The 22168-nt window shown below is 66.9% G+C and carries 20 protein-coding genes; 10 read left to right on the plus strand and 10 right to left on the minus strand.

Features of this window, described 5'->3' with window-relative positions:
- The 7 genes from Q8R27_RS08990 to Q8R27_RS09020 all read left to right on the plus strand — a co-directional run.
- A partial coding sequence (locus Q8R27_RS08990) for a hydantoinase B/oxoprolinase family protein (RefSeq protein ID WP_305698698.1) occupies positions 1-2041 on the plus strand: 2041 nt, incomplete at its 5' end.
- 35 nt (positions 2042-2076) lie between these two features.
- Complete coding sequence (locus tag Q8R27_RS08995) at positions 2077-2745, plus strand: hypothetical protein (RefSeq protein ID WP_305698699.1); 669 nt, start codon at positions 2077-2079, stop codon at positions 2743-2745.
- Between the two features lie 420 nt (positions 2746-3165).
- Positions 3166-3363, plus strand: coding sequence for a hypothetical protein (locus Q8R27_RS09000; RefSeq protein ID WP_305698700.1), 198 nt, complete (start codon positions 3166-3168; stop codon positions 3361-3363).
- Between the two features lie 94 nt (positions 3364-3457).
- Positions 3458-4339, plus strand: a complete 882-nt coding sequence (locus Q8R27_RS09005; protein ID WP_305698701.1) for a dienelactone hydrolase family protein — start codon at positions 3458-3460, stop codon at positions 4337-4339.
- Positions 4340-4364: 25 nt separating this feature from the next.
- Entirely contained in the window at positions 4365-5447 is a 1083-nt protein-coding gene (locus tag Q8R27_RS09010) for an NADH:flavin oxidoreductase (protein ID WP_305698702.1), read from the plus strand.
- Positions 5437-6402 (plus strand): ABC transporter ATP-binding protein, encoded by a 966-nt coding sequence (locus tag Q8R27_RS09015; protein ID WP_371134672.1) that lies wholly within the window; start codon positions 5437-5439, stop codon positions 6400-6402. The genes Q8R27_RS09010 and Q8R27_RS09015 overlap by 11 nt, the downstream gene beginning before the upstream one ends.
- Entirely contained in the window at positions 6399-7160 is a 762-nt protein-coding gene (locus Q8R27_RS09020; protein WP_305698704.1) for an ABC transporter permease, read from the plus strand. The genes Q8R27_RS09015 and Q8R27_RS09020 overlap by 4 nt, the downstream gene beginning before the upstream one ends.
- A gap of 3 nt (positions 7161-7163) precedes the next feature.
- Here the strand turns inward: Q8R27_RS09020 and Q8R27_RS09025 are convergent, their stop codons facing one another.
- The 3 genes from Q8R27_RS09025 to Q8R27_RS09035 form a co-directional block, all read right to left on the minus strand.
- Positions 7164-8279 (minus strand): acyltransferase, encoded by a 1116-nt coding sequence (locus Q8R27_RS09025; protein ID WP_305698705.1) that lies wholly within the window; start codon positions 8277-8279, stop codon positions 7164-7166.
- A gap of 111 nt (positions 8280-8390) precedes the next feature.
- Entirely contained in the window at positions 8391-8993 is a 603-nt protein-coding gene (locus Q8R27_RS09030) for a hypothetical protein (RefSeq protein ID WP_305698706.1), read from the minus strand.
- A 79-nt stretch (positions 8994-9072) separates the two neighbouring features.
- Entirely contained in the window at positions 9073-9504 is a 432-nt protein-coding gene (locus tag Q8R27_RS09035; protein WP_305698707.1) for a hypothetical protein, read from the minus strand.
- Between the two features lie 154 nt (positions 9505-9658).
- Between Q8R27_RS09035 and Q8R27_RS09040 the strand changes: the two genes are divergently transcribed.
- Positions 9659-10216, plus strand: coding sequence for a pyridoxamine 5'-phosphate oxidase family protein (locus Q8R27_RS09040; RefSeq protein WP_305698708.1), 558 nt, complete (start codon positions 9659-9661; stop codon positions 10214-10216).
- On the opposite strand, the gene metH is transcribed toward Q8R27_RS09040, so the two are convergent.
- Genes metH through Q8R27_RS09065 form a run of 5 tightly spaced genes read right to left on the minus strand, consistent with a single transcriptional unit; the run spans position 10200 to position 16222 of the window.
- Positions 10200-12857 carry a methionine synthase gene (gene metH, locus Q8R27_RS09045; RefSeq protein WP_305698709.1) on the minus strand — a complete coding sequence of 886 codons (2658 nt, stop codon included), beginning with the start codon at positions 12855-12857 and terminating at the stop codon, positions 10200-10202. The two genes, Q8R27_RS09040 and metH, sit on opposite strands and share 17 nt — an antisense overlap.
- Positions 12854-13240 carry a hypothetical protein gene (locus Q8R27_RS09050; RefSeq protein WP_305698710.1) on the minus strand — a complete coding sequence of 129 codons (387 nt, stop codon included), beginning with the start codon at positions 13238-13240 and terminating at the stop codon, positions 12854-12856. Before Q8R27_RS09050 ends, metH begins: the two co-directional genes overlap by 4 nt.
- 2 nt (positions 13241-13242) lie before the next feature.
- Complete coding sequence (locus Q8R27_RS09055; RefSeq protein WP_305698711.1) at positions 13243-14310, minus strand: homocysteine S-methyltransferase family protein; 1068 nt, start codon at positions 14308-14310, stop codon at positions 13243-13245.
- Positions 14307-15254 carry a methylenetetrahydrofolate reductase [NAD(P)H] gene (metF, locus tag Q8R27_RS09060; protein WP_305698712.1) on the minus strand — a complete coding sequence of 316 codons (948 nt, stop codon included), beginning with the start codon at positions 15252-15254 and terminating at the stop codon, positions 14307-14309. The genes Q8R27_RS09055 and metF overlap by 4 nt, the downstream gene beginning before the upstream one ends.
- Positions 15251-16222: a metalloregulator ArsR/SmtB family transcription factor gene (locus Q8R27_RS09065; RefSeq protein ID WP_305698716.1), complete on the minus strand. Its 972-nt coding sequence runs from the start codon at positions 16220-16222 to the stop codon at positions 15251-15253. Before Q8R27_RS09065 ends, metF begins: the two co-directional genes overlap by 4 nt.
- Positions 16223-16387: 165 nt before the next feature.
- Between Q8R27_RS09065 and ygiD the strand changes: the two genes are divergently transcribed.
- Positions 16388-17158 (plus strand): 4,5-DOPA dioxygenase extradiol, encoded by a 771-nt coding sequence (gene ygiD / locus Q8R27_RS09070; RefSeq protein ID WP_305698713.1) that lies wholly within the window; start codon positions 16388-16390, stop codon positions 17156-17158.
- A gap of 118 nt (positions 17159-17276) precedes the next feature.
- On the opposite strand, the gene Q8R27_RS09075 is transcribed toward ygiD, so the two are convergent.
- On the minus strand, positions 17277-17552 hold the full coding sequence (locus Q8R27_RS09075; protein ID WP_305698714.1) for a MerR family DNA-binding protein: 276 nt from the start codon (positions 17550-17552) through the stop codon (positions 17277-17279).
- Positions 17553-17796: 244 nt separating this feature from the next.
- Positions 17797-19008, minus strand: a complete 1212-nt coding sequence (locus Q8R27_RS09080; protein WP_305698715.1) for an MFS transporter — start codon at positions 19006-19008, stop codon at positions 17797-17799.
- 730 nt (positions 19009-19738) lie between these two features.
- Here Q8R27_RS09080 and Q8R27_RS09085 point away from each other — a divergent pair.
- The gene (locus tag Q8R27_RS09085; protein WP_305698717.1) at positions 19739-22003 is read left to right on the plus strand and encodes an arylsulfatase; all 2265 of its coding nucleotides are present in this window, start codon (positions 19739-19741) and stop codon (positions 22001-22003) included.
- The last annotated feature ends 165 nt before the right edge of the window (positions 22004-22168 follow it).

Genomic DNA, 22168 nt, shown 5'->3' on the forward strand with positions numbered 1-22168 from the left:
GGACGCGGCCCAGGCGCAGGCCTGCGCCGACCTGGCGACCCAGGGCGCGGCGGCAGGCGAAACTCGGAGGACCCTGTCGCTGCGGTACGACGGCGCGGACGCGGAACTGCCGATCGCGGAAGCGGGATTGGCGCAGGTCCAGGCGGATTTCGACACGGCGCACCGGCGGCTGTTCGGCTTCGTCGAGCCGGACCGCGCGGTGATCATCGCCGCGGTGGAGGCCGAGGCGACCTCGGCGGGACCTGCACTCGCCGCGGCGGCGTCCGGCGAGCTGCGCCCGCCCCCGCCGGCCCGGACGACGCAGATGTGGTTCGGCGGGGCGCTGCGCACGACGCCGGTGATCGACGCCGACGCTCTGACCATCGTCGACGGCCCGGCGCTGATCGTGCGAGGCGACACCCAGATCGCGCTGTCCCCCGGTTGGCGCGCACTCCCCGAGGCCGACGGCATGATCCGGCTGACGCGGCGCAGCGCGCGGTCGGCCACGGCCATATCGCTCGACGCGCCCGACCCGGTGACGCTGGAGCTGTTCAACCGCCGCTTCATGGGCGTCGCCGAGGCGATGGGCGCGGCGCTGGAGCGCACGGCGCACTCGGTCAACATCAAGGAGCGGCTCGACTTCTCCTGCGCGCTGTTCGACGCCGACGGCGGGCTGGTCGCCAACGCGCCGCACATGCCGGTGCACCTGGGATCCATGGGCGCCAGCGTGCGTGCGGTGCGCGAGCGTCACCCTCGCCTTTCACCCGGCGACGCCTATGCGCTGAACAACCCCTACGCCGGCGGCACGCACCTGCCCGACATCACGGTGGTCATGCCGGTGTTCATGGGCGAAGCGCGAGCTCCCGCCTTCTATGTCGCCGCACGCGGCCACCACGCCGACGTGGGCGGCGTGCAGCCGGGATCCATGCCGCCGTTCTCCACCTCGATCGACGAGGAAGGCGTGATGTTGGACGCCGTGCCGATCATGCGCGACGGCGAATTCCTTGAGGTCGAGACGCGCGCCGCGCTTTCCGCCGGCCGATGGCCCGCGCGCGCGCCGCAGCGCAACATCGCTGACCTGAAGGCCCAGATCGCCGCCTGCCGGGCGGGCGCCGACGCGGTGGCGCAGATGATCGACGCGCACGGCGCCGAGGTGGTCGCCCGCTACATGGGTTTCGTGCAGGAGAACGCCGCCCAGGCGGTGCGCAAGGCGCTGGGCCGGCTCAGCAACGGCGAGGCCAGGACGCCGATGGACGGCGGCGGCGAGATCGTGGTGCGGGTCTCAGTCGACCGAGAGGCGCGCACCGCGGTGCTGGACTTCACCGGATCGGCCGATCAGCTAGGCTCGAACTTCAACGCGCCGGCTTCGATCGTCGACGCCGCGTCGCTCTATGTGTTCCGCACCCTGGTGGACGACGATATACCGCTCAACGCCGGTTGCCTCCAGCCGCTGGGCGTGGTGACGCGACCAGGGTCGATGCTGCAGCCGGCCCCGCCCGCCGCGGTCGTCGCCGGCAACGTCGAGACCAGCCAGCATGTGGTCGACGCCCTCTACGCGGCGCTGGGCGTCGCCGCGAACAGCCAGGGGTCGATGAACAACTTCACCTTCGGCGACGCCGACCGGCAGTACTATGAGACCCTGTGCGGCGGCGCGGGGGCGACGGCCGACGCCGACGGGGCGAGCGCAGTCCACACCCACATGACCAACTCCCGCCTCACCGATCCCGAGATCCTGGAACGGCGCTTCCCCGTGCGGGTCGAGCGGTTCGGCGTGCGGCGCGGCTCTGGCGGCATTGGCGCAAGGCGCGGCGGAGACGGCGCGGTGCGGCGGATCGCCTTCCTGGCGCCGATGCAGGCCGCCCTGCTGTCGACCCGTCGAGAGCACGCGCCGCAGGGAATCTGCGGCGGTGGGCCGGCCCTGGCCGGGCGACAGCGTTTGATCGCCGCCGACGGGACGGCTAAGGAGCTTGGCGGCTGCTTCTCTATCGACGTGGCCGCGGGAGACGCCATCGAGATCGAGACGCCTGGCGGGGGCGGCTTTGGTCGCCCTGGCGAACCCTGAACCCTGGCCACCGTCGTTTCGCGAGAGCTCCCAGAATGTCCGCCCTGCTGTTCGTTATCCTCGCCCTGTTCACCGCCGACGACCCGGCCGCCGCGGCCGATGCGCCGACCCAGACCGCGCCCGCCGTGGCCGAGGGGACCGAGGGGCCAGCGTTCCCGATCGGGGCGCCGCACGACGACTATGGGCTGGTGTCCTGGTGCTACGGGTCGCTGCGCGGTTATCTCGATCTGCACGACGAGGTGATGCCCGAGGTGACCCGCATCGAGACCACGTTTCGAAGGCCTGGCTCGAACCTCGCCGAGGATCTCAAGGTCTACGACGACATGCAGCGCGATGGCCGCAAGTCGCTGGAGCAGTTCGAACGCGCCATCGAGGCGGCGGAGAAGGCCAGCGTGCGCCCGATCGCCGCTATCGGCGCAGACGCCGTGGCGCGTGGCCGCTCGACCTGGGCCGCCGCCCCGGAGATGCCCAAGGCCCGCGTGGCGCAGGAATGGATGAGCTGGGCGCTGCCGGCGGTCTGCGTCTCCACCGCCGAGACGCTCGAACAGCGGGCACGGCTTATGGGGCCGGCCTTCCAGGTGAACGCCGATCCGATTCAGGAACCCACCCCCGAGAGCGTCGCGGAGACGCCTGCGCCCGCGAACACGGAGCTGGCGGCGCCGGAAACCCAGCCGCTCTCCGACGCCGAGCAGCCGGCGCTCTGAACCCGTGCGTCCGCCGTCAACTTCCCGTAGCAAGGGAAGAAGCCGGCGATCACATCGGCGAAACTAGTGGGAGATGCAGGGCGTTTCGTCGTCTCGAAGGACGATGCCCTGGTCGTCGAGATGGTCCATGATCCAATATATCCTCTCGGAAACCGGGCATGAACGGATCATTGCGCGCAGCGCTTGATCCAGAGCTTCAAGTTGCTCGGGGTCAGAACTCAGGCGACGCATTCCAACTCCGAGCTTGGCCTTTGGGGCCGGTGGCGCATTAACTGTTGCAGCTAGGAAATGGTTCGAAATTTATCTGCAGGAAGATCAATTAGTCTGATCGCGGCGAAAGCAAGGGACCATGGCGAGTTCCCGCGTTCGGCGAGTCCTGTTCAGATATCGCCCCGCCGGCGATATTCTGGCGACCGCCTGGTGAAGGAGGAGCGCGCTGTGCTCGCCCGTTACGACATCCGCCGCGACGCCGATGGGTGGACCGTTTTCGACATCTGGACCGGAGAAACCGTTGTGGTCGGGGCGCCGCAAACGGGCCTGTCCCTGGAAGCGGCCTGCGATCTGGCCGAGCTGTTGAGCCGCCGCGCCGAGCGCGGCCTGCGAGACGTGCTGCAATAACAGCCTGACGCAAGGTGACGCGCGTCGCCGGATCGGGGATAGTGCGCCGCCGCCCGTCCAGAGGCGGATGAAGCACGCCTCCAGGGAGCGCGACATGCGAGACGAAACCACCTCCGCCCCGGGTTCGACCCCCGAAGCTTCGACCCCCGACTTCACCCTGTCACGGCGCGGGTTCGCCGCCCTATCGGCGGCCAGCATGGCCAGCGCCGCGGGTTCGGCCCTGGCCGCCGATGTTGTCGAAAGCGACGTCATGGTGACCACGCCGGACGGCCAATGCGACGCGGCGCTGTTCCATCCGGCGGGCAAGGGATCATGGCCGGCGGTCATCCTGTTCGCCGACGCCGGCGGCTTGCGTCCGGTGAAACGCGACATGGGTCGTCGGCTGGCTGCTGACGGATACGTGGTGATCGTCCCCAATCCGTACTACCGCAGCCACAAGGCGCCGGTCCGCGCCACGCCATTCGACTTCGGCAAGCCTGAGGATCGCGCAGAGCTCGCTGCCCTGCGCGCGCCAATGACCGCGGAGGCGGTCAGCCGGGATTCACTGGCCTACCTGACGTTCCTCGACGCCCTGCCCCAGGTGAACGCCAAGGCAAAGGCCGGCGCTGTCGGCTACTGCATGGGTGGGGCGATGACCATGCGCGCCGCCGCCGCGGCGCCTGACCGGGTGGGCGCGATCTGCTCGTTCCATGGCGGCGCCCTGGTCACGGCCACTCCCGACAGTCCCCATCTGCTGGCGACAAAGATCAAGGCCGCCAGCTATTTCGGCGTCGCCACCAACGACGACGAGAAGGAGCCCGAGACCAAAGTGACGCTGAAAGCCGCCCTGGACGCCGCCAAACTGCCCACCAAGATCGAGGTGTACGAAGGGGCGATGCACGGCTGGTGCGTCAAGGGCTCGGCGGTCTACAATGAACCGCAGGCCGAGCGGGCGTGGAGCGAGATGACCAAGCTCTACAAGGGCCGCCTCACCTGACCCTCTCCAACGTTTCCGGACGCCGATGACTTCTCTGTTCGAACCGCTCGCCTTTCTGCATGGCCCGACCCTCGCCAACCGCTTCGTGCTGGCGCCCCTGACCAACCAGCAGAGCCACCCGGACGGGACGCTTTCGGAGGAGGAGTTCATCTGGCTCACCCGGCGTGCGCAGGGCGGGTTCGGCCTGACCATGACCTGCGCGGCTCATGTCCAGCGGGTCGGCCAGGGCTTCCCCGGCCAGCTCGGAGTTTTTTCCGACGCTCATCTGCCGGGACTGACGCGACTGGCTGCGGCGATCCGGGCGGAAGGCAGCGTCGCCGCGCTGCAACTGCACCACGCCGGCATGCGCTCCCCGCAGGCGCTGATCGGCGAGGCGCCGCTGTGTCCTTCGGACGACGAGAAGACCGGCGCTCGCGCGATGACCGAGGCTGAGGTCGAGCAACTGATCGAGGACTTCATCGCCGCCGCGCAGCGCGCCCAGAAGGCCGGCTTCCAGAGCGTCGAGGTGCACGGCGCGCACGGCTACATCGTCTGCCAGTTCCTCAGCAGCGAGATCAACCAGCGCACCGACCGCTTCGGCGGCTCGTTGGAGAACCGCGCCCGTGTGGTGTTCTCGATCGTTCGCGGCATTCGCGAACGCTGCGGGCCGGACATGCTGCTGGGCCTGCGACTGTCGCCGGAGCGCTTCGGCATGAAGCTGGATGAAGTGCGTGAAGTGGCTCAGACCCTGATGCGCGAGGAGGCCATCGACTATCTCGACATGTCGCTGTGGGACGTGCGCAAGGAGCCGACCGACGAAGCGTTCAAAGGCCGGTCGCTGATGTCGTATTTCACCGACCTGGAACGTGGCGCCGTACGCCTGGGCGTCGCCGGCAAGGTCTCCACCGCCGCCGAGGCTCAGTACTGCCTGGATGCGGGCGTCGACTTCGTGCTGCTCGGCAAGGGGGCGATCCTGCACGCCGACTTCCCCGAACAGGCGCGCGCCAATGCACGGTTCGAACAGGCGCCGCTGCCGGTGAGCGCGGATTATCTGAGCGCTCAGGGCCTCAGCGACCCGTTCGTCACCTATATGAAGGGCGCGTTCGCCGGCTTCGTCGCTGCCGAATAATCCATATTCCTTCGCGTCCGGGGCGTCCGTGCAGCCGATCATATCCGTCAAGGGCCTGAACAAGGCCTACGCTTCAGGCTTCACCGCGCTTCGCGACGTCGACCTGGATATTCGGCCGGGCGAGATCTTCGCTCTGCTGGGTCCCAACGGCGCCGGCAAGACGACGCTGATCAACATCATCTGTGGCATCGTCAATCCGACCTCGGGCACGGTGCTGGCCGACGGGTTCGACATCGTCCGAGACTACCGCGCCGCGCGCGAGAAAATCGGACTGGTGCCCCAGGAGCTGACCACCGACGCCTTCGAGACCGTGTGGGACACGGTGAAGTTCAGCCGCGGCTTGTTCGGCAAGCCCGCCAATCCGGCCCATCTGGAAAAGGTGCTGCGCGACCTTTCGCTGTGGGACAAGCGGTCCTCGAAGATCATGGCGCTGTCAGGCGGCATGAAGCGCCGGGTGCTGATCGCCAAGGCCCTGGCCCACGAACCACGCATCCTGTTCCTCGACGAGCCCACCGCGGGCGTCGATGTCGAGCTCCGCCGCGACATGTGGGAGATGGTCCGCGCGCTGCGCGAAGGCGGCGTCACCGTCATCCTGACCACCCACTACATCGAGGAGGCCGAAGAGATGGCCGACCGCATCGGGGTGATAAGCAAGGGCCAGATCATCCTGGTCGAGGACAAGGCGGCGCTGATGGAGAAGCTGGGGCGCAAGCAGCTCACCCTGCAGCTCCAGGAGCCGCTGGCGGCGATTCCGCCCGGCATGGCGGGCGAGCCCCTGGCGCTGTCTGAGGACGGAACGCAGATCGTCTACACCTTCGACGCCCAGCACGAGCACACCGGCATCGCCGGGTTGCTACGCCGGCTGGCCGAGCACGGCATCGATTTCAAGGATCTGCAGACCAGCCAGAGCTCGCTGGAGGAGATTTTCGTCAGCCTGGTGAGCGACCGGCCATGAACCTGCACGCGATCCGCGCCATCTACATCTTCGAGCTGGCGCGCACCTGGCGCACCCTGCTGCAGAGCATCGCCTCGCCGGTGATCTCCACGTCGCTGTACTTCGTAGTGTTCGGCTCGGCGATCGGCTCGCGGATGACCGCCGTCGACGGGGTCAGCTACGGGGCGTTCATCGTCCCTGGCCTGATCATGCTGGCTCTACTCACCGAGAGCATCTCCAACGCCTCGTTCGGCATCTACATGCCGAGGTTCTCGGGGACGATCTACGAGGTGCTGTCCGCGCCGATATCCTATGTGGAGATCGTCATCGGCTATGTGGGGGCGGCGGCCACCAAGTCGGTGATCCTGGGTCTGGTGATGATGGCCACGGCCCGGTTGTTCGTGGCGTTCGAGATCGCCCACCCATTCGTAATGCTGGCGTTCCTGGTGTTGACCTCGGTGACCTTCTGCCTGTTCGGCTTCATCATCGGGGTGTGGGCCGACGGCTTCGAGAAGCTGCAGATCGTGCCCTCGATGATCGTCACGCCGCTGGCGTTCCTGGGCGGCAGTTTCTACTCGATCAGCATGCTGCCGCCGCTCTGGCAGAAGATCACCCTGTTCAACCCGGTGGTCTATCTGGTCAGCGGCTTTCGCTGGAGCTTCTACGGCGTCTCGGACGTGGCGGTGGGCCTCAGCCTGGGCATGACCTTGGGGTTCATGGCCCTCTGCTTGGCGGCCATCTGGTGGATCTTCAAGACCGGCTACCGGCTGAAAGCCTGAGCACTAGGCGACCAGCGCCGCGGGCTCGCCGATCCGCCCGCGAATCCACAAACGCGCCGGGCGTTCGATGAGGAAATGGATCGCCAGGGCTCCGGCCACCGCGGTGGGAATCAGCACCGCCAGCTCCCATGGCGCCAGCAGGTAATGGCTGTCGATCCCGTGCAGGACCGACATTCCGTTCTTCCAGGCGACCAGCAGCGGGATGTGCAGCAGGTAGAGGGCGTAGGACGCCTCGCCCCCTTCGCGTAAGGGGCGCGCCAGCCAGCCGGGCGCCTCGACGCCCGCCTTGGCGCACAACGCCAGCGACAGCACCAGCAGCCCCGCGACGCCGATCAGCACGCGCTCGTCGGCATGCAGGTGCATCAGCAGCAGCAGCCCGCCGCCCGAGGCGAGCGCCGCCGCGCCAGCCTGCGTGCCCGTCGGCGCCCAGCGCCGGCCGAGCTGATACAGGGCGATCCCGTAGAGGAATTCCGGCGCAATGCGCGCGACGCCGACGTTGAATTCCGCGTGGGTGAGCGCTCCGCCCGACCAGGCGCGATAGGCCTGGTCGATCACCAGGAAGCTTGCGACCGCTACGCCAAGCAACACCCAGGGCCTACGCTTCAGCGCGCCGGCCAGGGCCGCGAACAAAGGGAACGCCAGATAGGCCGCCCACTCCGCCGACAGCGACCACGACGGGCCGTTCCACTCCACGGGCTTGTCGGCAGGGAACCAAGCGTGGATCAGCAGCAGGGTGCGCAGGAACCCCGAGACGTCATAGAGTTCGTGGTCGAACCCTGCGCCCACGGCCACCGCAGCGCCGGCCATCACCGCCATGCCGGCCAGGATCAGCAGGTGGGCGGGGTAGATCCGCGCGATGCGGGCCACGAGAAAGCGCCGATAGTCGAGCCGCCCAGCCATCGCCGCTTCGCCGTAGACGTGGAACAGCACGAAGCCGGACAGGATGAAGAACACGTCGACGCCCAGGCGCGCGCGCTCAATCAGGCCGCTCGCCGCATCGTCGCGCCACGGCTGCAGCAGGGTGTAGTGGAAGATCACCACGCCCAGCGACAGCCAGAACCGCAGGCTGGTCAGGCCGCCCATGGTCTGCGGAAACCCGTTCCGCTCAGCCTCGCTCATCCGCGCCCCGCACGATCCCCGTCGTATGCCCGCGCCATGAAGCGTCGCCTTGGCGTCGCGGCGCAACACCGTTCTCGCTGCACGGGATCGCAGGCGCGCCTGGAAGGCCCGCTACTTCACCGGCAGCATGAGGTGGGCGTAGGGCGTGCCGGCCCACATGACGTAGGGGGCGGAGGTGTCGGGCGTGGGACTGGTTGGATAGCCCTCCATCATCCCGTCGGCGCCGACCACCATCACGTGTGGACCCGTCTTGATCCAGTTGTTGCTCGCGCTCGGCGCCTGGGCGTGGGGGTCGGTGTTGCTGGCGTCGGTTCCGCCTTCGAGCATGTACATGAAGCCGACCTTGCCGGCGGGCGGAGCCTTCTTACCCACCCAGGCGGCCGCCCATTGCATGGCGTTGGCGTCGCCGCACATCGGGTCAGGGCCAGGCGTCGCCGGATTGTCGGGCATGCAGGTGAAGCCGTTGGAGCCCTTGCGCAGCTCGCGCATGGCCCCCGTGGCGTCCATGGCGACGATCGCGGCCTTGTCCCCGACGGCCCGCGGGGCGGCGGACATCGCCGAGGCGATCATCGAAGCATCGCCGGCGGCGGGCGCCGCGGCCTTCATCTCCATGTGGCCGGGCGTGGATTTCTTCTGAGCCCAGGCCAGATCGGCGACCGAGCACACGGCCGCGGTCACGGCGCACAGCAACAACAACTTGTGGGAGTTCGGCATGAGGTGTCTCCGGTTCAGAGCTACTCGCCGACTGTCACCATAACACCGCTGGAAGAACGCCGTAATGTCGTCTGCGTGATCAGCGTCTGCGCGGCCGGTGCACGACCCACACGTCGGAGCGGCCGTAGGCCGGCTGCATGATGATCAGCTCGGGCCCGTCGCGACGGCCGGGATAAGCGGCCGGGCTCTCGGCCAGCGGCGGCCAGCTCGGCCCCCGCGCGGCGACCGCGCGGGCTTCGCTGACGCAACCGAGGCCATCGTCCAACTGCCCCCGCGGGCAGCCGGTGTCGGCGGGATCGCGGTCATCGCGGCGCGTCGTGGCAGTAGGCCGGGCCCGGCCGTCGGCGTCGCGGCACCAGAGCTGCTGGGTGCGTTGACCGGTGTCGAACCACTGGCAGCCCGCTGGCGTGTTCATCAGTTGCGCGAATTGCATGGGCGCCTGGCGCTCCGCGGCGCAGGCGGCGCCCGCCGATCCAGCGGCGATCGCCAGGGCGATGATCATCAGCTTCATAGTGCAGTCCCGAAATTCGCGTCCCGCCACAGCATCCCGCCTGAGCAGCGGTCCGTCAAACGACCTCGCGCGTCAGGCGCCCGCGGCTGGCCCGAAAGCGGAGCTTGTGGCAGGTTTGCACGTCCACCGCCCTCCCCGGCAATAAAGGTCCGCCATGGCCGAGCAGTTTCCCGCGCTGACCGAGGCGCATCGCCGATTCATCGCCCGTCAGCACATGTTCTTCACCGCCTCGGCCGCGCCGCACGGGCGGGTCAACCTGTCGCCCAAAGGCCTCGATTCCCTGCGGATCCTGGATGACGGCGAGGTGGTCTATCTGGACCGCACCGGCAGCGGCAACGAGACCGCCGCCCACTTGCTGGCCGACGGGCGGCTAACCATCATGTTCTGCGCCTTCGAAGGCCCGCCGCTGATCCTGCGCCTGTATGGACGCGGGCGGATCCTGCCGCGCGGCGGCGTCGACTATGAGACCATCCTGGCCGAACAGTTCGACGGAGAGGAACCGCTGGGCTCGCGCCAGATGGTCGCCCTCGACATCGAGATGGTGCAGACCTCGTGCGGCTACGCCGTCCCCCACCTGGAGTTCGTCGGCGAACGCCCGGCGCTGGACAACTGGGCGACCGCCAAGGGGCCGGATGGACTGGAAGCCTACTGGGCGCAGAAGAACATGGTCAGCATCGACGGCATGCCCACCGGCTTCACGTCGCGTAGCTGAGGATCGGCGCCAGCCAGCGTTCGGCGGTCTTGAGGTCCCAGCCCTTGCGCCGCGCGTAGTCCGCGACCTGGTCGCGATCGATGCGTCCGACGCCGAAGTAGTGCGCCTGCGGATGGGCGAAGTAGAGGCCCGAGACGCTCGCCGGCGGGTTCATGGCGAAGCTCTCGGTGAGCTCGATGCCGGCCTGCGCCTCTGCGTCCAGCAGGCGGAATAGCGTCGCCTTCTCGGTATGGTCAGGCTGGGCGGGGTAGCCTGCGGCCGGACGAATGCCGCGATACTTCTCCTCGATCAGCATGTCGATGTCGAAGGGCTCGTCGGCGGCGTAGCCCCAGAGCTCGGTGCGCACCTTGCGATGCATGGCTTCGGCGAAGGCCTCCGCCAGCCGGTCGGCCAGCGATGTCGCCAGGATCGCCGAATAGTCGTCGCCGGCGGCCTTGAACTTCGCCGCGACCTCCAGCTCTCCGTGGCCGGCGGTGACCGCGAAGCCGCCGATCCAGTCGGGCCGTGTCCCCACCGGGGCGATGAAGTCGGCGAGCGCGGCATTGGCGCGGCCGCCGGCGTCCTGAGCGCGGTCCTTGACCATCTGCTGACGTAGCGTGTGCAGCCGGCCGAGTTCGGCGGTGCGGCTGGCGTCGGCGTAGACCACCACGTCGTCGCCGTCGGCGTTGGCCGGCCAGAACCCGACCACGGCGCGGGCCTCGAACCACTTCTCGGCGATGATCTTCTCGAGCATCGCCTGGGCGTCGCGATAGAGGTCGCTCGCCGCTTCACCGACCACGTCGTCCTCGAGGATCATCGGGAAGCGGCCGACCAGCTCCCAGCTCGCGAAGAACGGCGACCAGTCGATATGGCGCGCCAGCTCGGCGAGATCGTAGGCGTGGAAGGTGCGCGTGCCGGTGAACGAGGGCGCCGGTGGCTCGTAGCCCGCCCAGTCGATGGCGAAACCGTTGGCGCGGGCGTCGGCCAGGGGCGCACGCGCACGCTGGTTTTGGCCGCGGGCGAACTGCTCGCGCACGCGGACATACTCCTCGCGCGTCTCGGCCATGTGGCGCTCGCGCTCCTGCGGCGACAGCAGGCCGGAGACCACGCCGACTGCGCGGCTGGCGTCCAGCACATAGGTGGTCGAGCCGTTGTAATTGGGGGCGATCTTCACCGCGGTGTGGGTCTTCGATGTGGTCGCCCCGCCGATCAGCAGCGGCACGGTGAAGCCGCGGCGTTCCATCTCGCCGGCGACGAAGGCCATCTCGTCCAGCGACGGGGTGATCAGGCCGGACAGGCCGATCATGTCGACGCCGTGGGCCTGCGCCTCGTCGAGGATGCGGTCGGCGGCGACCATCACGCCCAGATCGATGACCTCGTAGTTGTTACACTGTAGCACCACGCCGACGATGTTCTTACCGATGTCGTGGACGTCGCCCTTCACAGTGGCCATCAGGATCTTGCCGGCGCTCTGCCTCGGCTGGCCTTCCTTCTCGGCCTCCATGAACGGCTGCAGGTAGGCCACGGCCTGCTTCATCACCCGCGCGGACTTCACCACCTGGGGCAGGAACATCTTGCCCGAACCGAACAGGTCGCCGACCACGTTCATCCCGTCCATCAGCGGGCCTTCGATGACGTGCAGCGGGCGCGCCACCTCCAATCGCGCGGCCTCGGTGTCGGCCTCGATGAAGTCGGTGATCCCGTGGACGAGGGCGTGCGCGAGCCGCTTGGCCACCGGCGCCTCCCGCCAGGTGAGGTCCGGCCCCTTGGCCTCGCTCTTGCCGCCCTTGTACTTGGGCGCAAGCTCCACCAGCCGTTCGGTGTTGGAGATGTTGGTCCGCTGCGGCCGGTTGAGGATCACGTCCTCGACCGCCTCGCGCAGCTCGTCGGGGATGTCGTCGTAGACTGGCAGGTCGCCGGCGTTGACGATGCCCATGTCCATGCCGGCGGCGATCGCGTGATAGAGGAACACGCCGTGGATGGCGCGGCGGACCGGCTCGTTGCCGCGGAAGCTGAACGAGACGTTCGACACCCCGCCCGAGATCCGAACATGAGGCAGCTCGGCCTTGATCGCCTTCGTCGCCTCGATGAAGTCGACGGCGTAGTTGTCGTGCTCCTCGATCCCCGTCGCCACAGCGAAGATGTTGGGGTCGAAGATGATGTCCTCAGGGGGAAAGCCGACCTGCTGGGTGAGGATCGCGTAGGCGCGGCGGCAGATTTCCACCTTGCGCGCGGCGGTGTCGGCCTGGCCCTGCTCGTCGAAAGCCATGACCACGACGGCCGCGCCGTAGCGCAGGCAGGCCTTCGCCTGCTCGATAAACTTGGCCTCGCCTTCCTTCATGCTGATCGAATTGACGATCGCCTTGCCCTGAACGCACTTCAGGCCGGCCTCGATCACGTCCCACTTGGAGGAGTCGATCATCAGCGGCACGCGGGCGATGTCGGGCTCGGCGGCGATGAGGTTGAGGAAGGTGACCATGGCGGCCTGCGAATCCAGCAGGCCCTCGTCCATGTTGACGTCAATGATCGTGGCGCCGGCGTCGACTTGCTGACGGGCCACGGACAGGGCGGCGGAATAGTCGCCCTCCGCCACCAGCTTGCGGAATTTGGCCGAGCCGGTGACGTTGGTGCGTTCACCGACGTTGACGAAGACGGGTCTCATGGGACGGTGGGTTCCACGGCAGGTTCGCGTCCGGCGAGGGCCAGGCGGCGACTGAGGATGGCTTGAGGCGCGCCGGCGGCGACCAGAGCAGGCCAGGTCTTGGGTTGCTCAGCCTTGGCGTCGCGCAAGGTGGCGACCAGGCGGGCCAAGGTCGCTAGGTCCGCAGCGGCCGCGACCTTGACCACCGCCGCGCCGGACAGCGTCTCAACCGGCAGCGGCTCCGACGCGGCGATGTCGATGCGCGCGCAGGTCTGCAGGAACGCCGTGCCGAGCGAGAGCTGGGCGGCGTCGCTGATCGCGCGGCGGTTCAGGCGGCTGCGCATGTCGCGCACCGCCTCGGTTTCCGTGGCGCTGAGCGCCAGCGCTTTGTTCGGCGTCGCCATGGTCAGCCTTCCGCCAGCTCGAACGGCTCCAGGCCGGCCAGCCGCATGGCCGTGGGGCGCTCAGGGACGACGCGAGGCTTCAGCCCCTTCACCGAGTCCGCCACGTGGGCGATGTGGTCAGGCGTGGTGCCGCAGCAGCCGCCCAGGATGTTGACCAGGCCATGCTCGGCCCATTCGTGCAGGAAGTGGCCGGTCTGGTGCGGCTGCTCGTCGTACTCGCCCATGGCGTTGGGCAGTCCCGCGTTCGGATAGGCGGACACCAGGGTGTCGGCGATGCGCGACAGCTCGGCGATATGCGGGCGCATCAACTCCGCGCCCAGCGCGCAGTTCAGCCCGATGGCGAACGGCTTGGCGTGGCGCACGGAGTTCCAGAACGCCTCCACGGTCTGGCCGGAGAGCGTGCGGCCCGAGCGGTCGGTGATGGTGCCGGAGATCCAGATCGGCAGCGCCTCGTAGCCTTCGTCCTGGATGTCGAGGATCGCCTTGATCGCCGCCTTGCAATTGAGCGTGTCGGTGATGGTCTCGATCAGGAACAGGTCGACGCCGCCGTCGTGCAGCGCGATCACCTGTTCGCGGTAGGCGTCGTAGACCTGCTCGAAGGTCACCAGTCGCGCGCCCGGATCGTTGACGTCCGAGGACATCGACAGCATGCGATTGAGTGGGCCGATGGCGCCGGCGACGAAGCGCGGCTTGTGCGGCTCCTTCGCCGTCCAGCGGTCGGCAGCCTCGCGGGCGAGCCTGGCGCCGGCCAGGTTCAGGTCGCGCACCGCGCCCTGGAGCTCGTAGTCGGCCTGGGCGATCACCGTGGACGAGAAGGTGTTGGTCTCGCTGATGTCTGCGCCCGCGCCATAGTAGGCGTCGTGCAACTCAGTGACGATGTCGGGCCGCGTCAGGCACAGGATGTCGTTGTTCCCCTTCAGACCCACTGTGTGGTCGGCGAAGCGCGTCCCGCGGAAGTCGGCCTCGGTCAGCGAACGCTTCTGGATCATCGCACCCCACGACCCGTCGAGGACGATCACCCGCTCGCGGGCGGCGGCGTGCAGGGCGGCGATGCGTTCGGCGCGGGTCATGCCAAATTCTCCTTGGCCAAGATCTCCTTGGCGGCCGGCGCCGGCTCCCTCACGCCCAGCACGCGGCAGATGGCGTAGACGAGTTCGGCTCGGTTGAGGGTGTAGAAATGGAAGTCCGAGAACCCCTCCTCGGCGAGGCGGGCGCACATCTCGGTGGCGACGGAGGCCGCGATCAGGCGGCGCGTCTCCGGGTCCTTCTCCAGGCCGTCGAACAGGTTGGCCAGCCATCCCGGCAGGTTGATGCCGATCGGCCCGGACATGTTGCGCAGCGACTTGTAGTTGGTCACCGGCATGATCCCCGGCGAGATCGGGATGGTGACGCCGGCCTTGCGGACCTTGTCCATGAACCGCAGGTAGCCGTCGATATCGAAGAAGAACTGGGTGATGGCCCGCGTCGCGCCGGCGTCCACCTTGGCCTTCAGCACGTCGATCTCGTGCTCGATCGACGGGCTCTCCGGGTGAATCTGCGGATAAAGGCCGACGCTGACCTCGAAGGGCGCGATGGCGCGGATGCCGGTCGTCAGCTCCGTCGCGTTGGCGTAGCCGTCGGCGCGGGGCTCATAGGCGCCGCCGATCTTTCCCGGCGGATCTCCACGCAGCGCCACGATGTGACGCACGCCAGCATCCCAGTACTCGCGCACCACCTCATCCACCTCGTCGCGCGAGGCCTCCACGCAGGTCAGGTGCGCGGCGGGCTTCAGCGTCGTCTCGTTCAGCATGCGCAGCACGGTGCGGTGGGTGCGGTCGCGGGTCGAGCCGCCGGCTCCGTAGGTGACCGACACGAAGGTGGGGTCCAGGGGCTCCAGCCGGCGTATCGCCTGCCACAGGTTCTCTTCGGCCTCGGGCGTCTTCGGCGGCGAAAACTCGAAGGACACGCTTGGACGCGGCGTTCCGCCGACGCCGGCGCGGGCGACAGGACCGAGTGCGGTCTGCGAGGGCGTCATGCGGCGCTCCTTTGCGTCTGCCGCGAGCGTTCCGCGGTCCAGATCTTGACGGTGAGGCCTTCGCGACGGGCCGGCGGCAGGGCGTGGCTGCGGACCTTGGTCAGGCCCGCCTCCTTCAGCCAGCGCTCGATCTCGGCGTCGGCGAAGCCCAGGCGGCGGTGCTGATGCTGCTCGCGCAGGAACTCGAGCTTGTGCGGGGCGAAATCAACGATCAGCAGGCGTCCGCCCTGTTCGACCAGGCGCGAGGCCTCCTTCACCGCCGCGGCGGGATCGCCCAGGTAGTGCAGCACCTGATGAACGACCACCAGGTCGGCGCTGGCGCCCGGCAGGCGGGTGCCGAAGATATCGCCGTGGCGAAGCTCGCAGCGTTCCAGCCCGACGTCGGCCACATGGGCGCGGGCGATGTTCAGCATCTGCTGCGACAGGTCGAGGCCCAACGCCACTTCGGCGCGCGGACCCAGCAGCGTCAGCATGCGCCCCGTACCGGAGCCCAGGTCCACGAGCCTGCGGAACGGCCCGTCGCCGGCGGCGCGCAGGATGGCGTTCTCGACGTTGGCCTCGGAAACATAGAGCGAGCGGATCTCGTCCCAGCGCGCGGCGTTGCGGGCGAAGTATTCTCCAGCTTCGCTGGCGCGTTCCGCACGCACCCGCTGCAGCCGCTCGACGTCGGCGGACAGCACAGGATCGGCTGGATCGATGCGGTTGAGGGTCTCGGCCACCAACTCCCTCGCCTCACCCGAGGCCACGAGGCGGTAGAACACCCAGGCCCCGTCCGGGAAGCGCTCGACCAGGCCAGCTTCGGCCAGCAGCTTCAGATGGCGCGAGACGCGAGGCTGGCTCTGGTCCAGAACACGGCCGAGTTCCAGAACCGCCAGCTCTTCATGGGCCAGCAGCGCGAGGATGCGCAGGCGCGTGGGTTCCCCCACCGCACGCAGTACGTCCACCGCCAGATCCATCGTCAGCGCCATGATCATATAAAGATATCTTTATGTCTTTATGTCAAGTCGTGAGCAATGGCGCCGAACTTTATCGCGTCTCGACAGTTTCGCCCGCCAGCGATCGCGGGGGCAGAGCCGCGGGCGGGCGGTGCGCGTTTATCTGCAGACCTACTCCATGATCCAGAAGGTTTGCTCATGAGTGAACTGGTGCCGCACATGCCCGCGATCTTCGCCGGTCATGGCAGCCCGATGAATGCGCTGGGCGGCGCCTACGCCGCGGTGTGGCGTGCGCTGGGCGCAAGGCTGCCGACGCCGAAGGCGGTGCTGTGCATATCGGCCCACTGGTTCGTCGACGAGACCGCGGTGACCGCCATGGAGCACCCGCGCACGATCCACGACTTCTACGGCTTCCCGAAGCCGCTCTACGACATGCGCTACCCGGCGCCCGGCGACGCCTGGCTGGCCGAGCGTGTCGCCGACATCTTGAACCCCGTGCCGGTGCGCCACGACCATGACTGGGGGCTGGACCACGGCGCCTGGTCGGTGCTGGCCCATCTGTTCCCCGCCGCCGATGTGCCGGTGGTGCAGCTTTCGATCGATCGCCGCCGCCCGGGTTCGTTCCACTACGAGCTCGGGCGCAAGCTGGCTCCGCTGCGCGAGGAAGGCGTGCTGATCTTCGGCAGCGGCGACGTGGTGCACAACCTGTCGGCCGCCGGCCAGGGCATCCCCGACTACGACTGGGCGGTGCGCTTCAACACCCTGGTCAAGGACGCGGCGCTGGCCTTCGACCACGCGCCGCTGATCGAGCCGGCCGGCCCCGACGCGGACCTCGCGATCCCTACGCCCGAACACTATCTGCCGCTGCTCTACGTGCTGGGCGCGCAGGGCGAGGATGAAACGGTGACCTTCTTCAACGACGAGATCGCGCTCGCCGCCGTCAGCATGCTGGGCGTGAAGATCGGCTGAGGCGACAGCCGAAGCAGCCTCACGCAGGTCGAACGCTGGATGTCATGAGAGACCGCGCCAAGGGCCGCTGACGACCCGTTGCGGATGTTGAGAAGGTCCGCACTCCGGGGGAGCTGAACTACGGCTCGAATGCGGAGATGATCGGACAAGGCCCCGGTTCACTTGATGAGCACTCGTCTACCAAACGGCTTAACGCGACGCGAGCCGACGTCAGCTCTGCGATCTGCACGTCCAGCGCGGATATACGGCTGTGGGCCATGTCGCGGGCACGCGGTCGCTCATCGGTTGAGTCCAGCGCGGGCAGTTCTCCGATCTCTTCGAGGGTGAAGCCTGCCGTCTGCGCTGATTTGATGAAGCGGAGGCGTCGGACGTCTTCTTCGCCGTAGCGGCGCAAGCCACCGCCGAGCCCCGGCGTGCGGAGGTCCCGACCTGGGCCGTCCTGCTCCGGACCATGGTCCTGAAGCCATATCAGCCGCCCACATAGTCACAGGAGACTGAGATGTCGGCGGCCTTGCTCGTCGCCGCGACGGCGCAGCTCATGCTCGTCCTCGACCGAACCATCGTCACCATCGCTCTACACGTGCGTTTGATCGCAGTCTCTGGCGCTCTAGAAAACGCACGGACACCCAACAACAGAGCTAGGCTGGAGACGAAGATCGAAGTCCACGACGCCATCCAATGAAGGCCAGGAGCGCTGAACCGCAAAGGATTGCTGCACTCATGGTGAACGTGGCTCGGTGTCCATGCAGGTCGAAAATGAAGCCGCCTGATGTTGAGCCGACGGCGCTGGACAGCTGGATGACGGCCACGAGCAATCCTCCGCCGGCCTCGGCGTCACGCGGAAGCACCCTACTTAGCCACGTCCACCACACCACCCCAGTAGCGCCGTTAATCATGCCCCATAGCGCCAAGAGAACGGCGACGGCGGGCGCGGTTTCCCCAAGGGCGACAAGCAAGAGCGCGATGCAAGCCAACACGACGGGCATGGCAATCTGCAGACTGTATAGTCGATCCTTAAGAACAAAGCCGACCAAGGACGTGCCAATCAGACCCGCCACGCCCAGCAAAGTGAGGAATCCTGCAAGCCTCGGGAAGTCCACGTGGGTGACTGACTCTAGGAACGGCCGAAGGTAGGTGAATAGCGCAGTGCGCCCCGTGCAAAAGGCCGCGATCGCGAGGACTCCTAGCGTCACCCTCGGATGTCCGAGCACTCTCAACACGTTCAATGGTCGAATGCCTTCGAGTGAGGGCATCGAAGGAAGCGCTCTGAACTGCAGTACTAGCGCGACGGCTGCGACGGGGACGACGGATAGGAATGCCCCTCGCCAACCCAGATACTGACCAATGAATATCGCCGCGGGCGGCGCGATGGTAACGGCCAGCGCATTGCCCACGTTGAGGATCGCTAGTCCTTTACCGATCTGAGCGGGAGCAACCAACCGCATCACTGTCGCCGCCGACATCGACCAAAACCCGCCAAGGGCGATTCCGATGAGCGCCCGACCGACCGCGAAAATCTCGATGGTCGGCGCGACGGCAATCGTCACGCAGGATGCGATCACCACCAGCGTGAGCGCTAGCAGGACGTGGCGACGATCAATTCCAGGGGTCGAGGGGGAAATCAGAAGGCTTGTGGCAACGGCAAAGAGTCCGGACACCGAGGTCGCTTGACCAACACGTCCCTCCGTCACCTTGAGGCTCTCGGCGATCGGTGTCAGCAGACTGATCGGCATGAACTCAGACGCCGTCATTGCCCAAGCACAAAGGCTGAGGGAGACGATGGCCCCCCAAGCAAAGGGGATAGTGCTAGAGCCGCCGCTTCGTGGTTCGTTTTCAACCACGATCGTCATGCCTCTGCAGGCTCAGTTTTGAAGATGGACCTTCGGAGACCTTGGAGAATGCCTGGTGACGCTGGCGCGCCATCGTATCTCGCGGCCGCGAAGAAGGCCGTGAGTCGGCTCGCTTGAGCGTCATCCTAGAGCTCTCCGTCGAGGCTGAACAGCGGTCCACGCAGCCTGTGCGTCGACAGGAGAGCGAGCGGCTCAATGGATAAATGATGCGCCCAGCGGGGATCAATCGAAAGTCTCAGACTTTCTAGCCAACCCGACACGCATGGCGACGCCCGCAAGGATGTTCAGGGTGTCGGAATATCGGAACACATCGAACGGCGGCTTCCGACCCCTTGCAGACGTTGGACGGGTCTTCTTTCGGGGTAGATGCAAGCGCAAAAGAAGGCCGCACCTAAGCGTCTGAAGCGTTCGGGCCGCAGTTTGTCTTTGGTGAAGAGCCTAGCTCGATCGCCAAGCGCGCCAATTCCTTGAAGTAAGCGTGCAGCATCCGCCCTTCCTGCATAATGAGGTCCGGGTCTGACCTGAGACAACCAAAAGCAGACCAAAACGTCGTCCACCTTTGACCGGCTGAGTCGATAAAATCGAAGCGGTGCTGTGGCACGAAACAGCGGCAAGGCGTGGCCATTGGATTGAGAGCAGCAGCGCTGGACAACCGCCCACTCTCAATTTAAGCGTTGAAGCTTAAATAATGGGGGTAGAAATGCGTAGCCTGCTGCGGAGTCTTCACAGCATGACGGCGGTGGGGGCGGCTCTGGCCATCACCACGTCCGCACAAGCCCAGGCCGTGGCCGAAAATGCTTCCGGCCCCCCGCCGGCCGGCTGGCCCTCCATAGTGAGGCCCGCTGCGGGCGCGCCCAGCATCCTGCTCATCATGACCGACGACGTCGGCTTTGGGGCCTCAAGCACCTTTGGCGGACCCGTGCCTACCCCCACGTTCGACGCGTTGGCGAGCGAAGGCCTCCGCTACACGCAGATGACCACCACCGGCATTTGCTCGCCGACGCGCGCAGCCCTGCTGACCGGTCGCAACCACAACCGCCTCAACATGGGCAATGTCACGGACAGCGCCAGCCGCGGTGAAGGCTTTACGAGCAACATCCCCGAATCCGCCGCAACGGGCGCTCGGCTCCTCCAGGACGCAGGTTACGCCACCGCCATGTTCGGCAAGAGTCATCTGACCCCGAGTTGGGAGACCGGGCCGAGTGGCCCGTTCGATCGCTGGCCGACGGGTCTCGGGTTCGGTCACTTCTACGGCTTCCTGGGCGGGGACACGAACCAATGGGCCCCCGCGCTCTATTCGGACAACACGCCGGTCGAGCCGCCGACCGACGACCCTGGCTACATCCTGGACCGGGACCTGGCGGACAAGGCGGTGCAATGGGTGAACCGATCCGGGGGCGCCAATCCCGGCAAGCCGATGTTCGTCTACTATGCGCCCGGCACGGCGCATGCGCCCCACCACGCCCCAGCCGACTGGATCGCAAAGTTCCGAGGGAAGTTCGACAACGGCTGGGATGCGGTTCGTGAAGAAACGCTCACCCGCCAGAAGCGAATGGGAATCGTCCCTCCCGGCACTCAGCTGGCCGCTCGTCCGGACATCATCCCGGCGTGGTCGAGCTTGAGCGACAAGCAGAAGCGCGTCTACGCCCGCGAGATGGAGGTCTACGCTGCGGCCCTGGCCTACGCCGACTACCAGATCGGACGCGTCGTCGACGCGATGCGGGCTGACGCAAAGGGGAATCTGCTCGTCGTCTATGTCCAGGGCGACAACGGCGCCAGCCCCGAAGGGGCGATCGACGGCACCACGAACGAGCACGCCCTGTTCCACGGCTATTTCGATAACCCCGACGACGTCGGCGCGCGCCTGGGCGAGCTTGGAAGTTCGACCGCGCTCAACCACTACTCGGCGGGTTGGGCCATAGCCATGGACGCACCCTTCCCGTGGTTCAAGCAGTTGCCCTCGCACATGGGCGCCATTCGCAACGGGGTGGTGATCAGCTGGCCGGGCCAGATCAAGGACAAGGGCAGCCTGCGCCCCCAATTCCATCACATCACCGACATCATGCCGACCTTGCTCGAGGCGGCGCACGTCTCGGTACCCCAACAGGTGGATGGCGTGACCCAGCAGCCGATGGACGGCGTCAGCATGCGCTATTCCTTCGACGCCAAGAACGCTCCCTCGCATCGCAAGACGCAGTACTACGCAATCTGGGATAATCTGGGCATCTACAGTGATGGCTGGTTCGCGGGCACGGAGCCGGCGGTCATGCCTTGGATCTGGACCACGCGCGATTCATTGGTAGCCCACCTGAAAGACAGAAAGTGGCAACTCTACAATCTGACGACTGATTTTAGTCAATCCAAGGATTTGGCCAAAGCACACCCCGAGAAGTTGGCGGAAATGCAGGCGCTTTTCAACGCAGAAGCCGAACGAAATCAAGCACTCCCGATTCGGCGGTATGAGTACAGGGACGGCCGTCCAGACTACAACGCAGGCATATCTGATTTTCAATTTCATGGCCCGGCCGAGCGTATTCCCGAAGATGTTGCGCCTCGACTTTTCGGGCGATCGTTTTCCATGACCGCGGACGTCGGCGTCACGTCGGGCCGGACGGACGGTGTTTTGATGGCTGTGGGCGGCCGCTTCGGTGGGATGAGCTGGTATCTCAAGGAGGGGCGTCCAACCTTCCACTACAATCTGATGGAGCGTCAGCGCACCACGATCGCCGCCGATGCGCCGCTGAAGGACGGCGACCACCGTCTTGGCCTGGAGTTCCGACAATCCGCTCCCAAAGGGGCGGCGAAGGTCTCGCTTACGGTCGACGGCAAGGCCGTTGCGACGGGCGACGTCCCGGAAACCGTGAACAAGCGCTTCACGCTCGATGAGTCGTTTGATGTCGGGAGCGATCGGGGGACGCCAGTTGCGCCAGAGCATTACGCCACGCCCAACCGATTCGACGGCGTACTGACGAATCTCGAGGTGAAGCTGGACTGATCGGCGCGCGGACAACGCGCCTACCTGTTCGTCGGCGCAGCGGCTCGATCGTGCGGGCCGCATGAGGGTGCAGATGCGCTAGCATGTCGAGTGCTGTATTCCGGCGCGAAAGCTGGCGGCATGCCTGCGGGCTAATCACAATGAACCCGGACAGCAGGCGCTCAC

It is taken from the genome of Phenylobacterium sp. (assembly GCF_030697305.1).
In the GTDB taxonomy this organism is placed as follows: domain Bacteria; phylum Pseudomonadota; class Alphaproteobacteria; order Caulobacterales; family Caulobacteraceae; genus Phenylobacterium.

Bases quoted from the DNA above. Each gene is read 5' to 3' on its own strand.
- Q8R27_RS09065 (WP_305698716.1), bottom strand. From the start codon at position 16,222: ATGGCGCTGACGATGGATCTGGCGGTGGACGTACTGCGTGCGGTGGGG.
- Q8R27_RS09030 (WP_305698706.1), bottom strand. From the start codon at position 8,993: ATGCCGAACTCCCACAAGTTGTTGTTGCTGTGCGCCGTGACCGCGGCC.
- Q8R27_RS09020 (WP_305698704.1), top strand. From the start codon at position 6,399: ATGAACCTGCACGCGATCCGCGCCATCTACATCTTCGAGCTGGCGCGC.
- Q8R27_RS09050 (WP_305698710.1), bottom strand. From the start codon at position 13,240: ATGGCGACGCCGAACAAAGCGCTGGCGCTCAGCGCCACGGAAACCGAG.
- Q8R27_RS09055 (WP_305698711.1), bottom strand. From the start codon at position 14,310: ATGACCCGCGCCGAACGCATCGCCGCCCTGCACGCCGCCGCCCGCGAG.
- Q8R27_RS09080 (WP_305698715.1), bottom strand. From the start codon at position 19,008: ATGACGATCGTGGTTGAAAACGAACCACGAAGCGGCGGCTCTAGCACT.
- Q8R27_RS09085 (WP_305698717.1), top strand. From the start codon at position 19,739: ATGACGGCGGTGGGGGCGGCTCTGGCCATCACCACGTCCGCACAAGCC.
- Q8R27_RS09025 (WP_305698705.1), bottom strand. From the start codon at position 8,279: ATGAGCGAGGCTGAGCGGAACGGGTTTCCGCAGACCATGGGCGGCCTG.
- Q8R27_RS09035 (WP_305698707.1), bottom strand. From the start codon at position 9,504: ATGAAGCTGATGATCATCGCCCTGGCGATCGCCGCTGGATCGGCGGGC.
- metH (WP_305698709.1), bottom strand. From the start codon at position 12,857: ATGAGACCCGTCTTCGTCAACGTCGGTGAACGCACCAACGTCACCGGC.
- ygiD (WP_305698713.1), top strand. From the start codon at position 16,388: ATGAGTGAACTGGTGCCGCACATGCCCGCGATCTTCGCCGGTCATGGC.
- Q8R27_RS09005 (WP_305698701.1), top strand. From the start codon at position 3,458: ATGCGAGACGAAACCACCTCCGCCCCGGGTTCGACCCCCGAAGCTTCG.
- Q8R27_RS08995 (WP_305698699.1), top strand. From the start codon at position 2,077: ATGTCCGCCCTGCTGTTCGTTATCCTCGCCCTGTTCACCGCCGACGAC.
- Q8R27_RS09040 (WP_305698708.1), top strand. From the start codon at position 9,659: ATGGCCGAGCAGTTTCCCGCGCTGACCGAGGCGCATCGCCGATTCATC.
- Q8R27_RS09010 (WP_305698702.1), top strand. From the start codon at position 4,365: ATGACTTCTCTGTTCGAACCGCTCGCCTTTCTGCATGGCCCGACCCTC.
- metF (WP_305698712.1), bottom strand. From the start codon at position 15,254: ATGACGCCCTCGCAGACCGCACTCGGTCCTGTCGCCCGCGCCGGCGTC.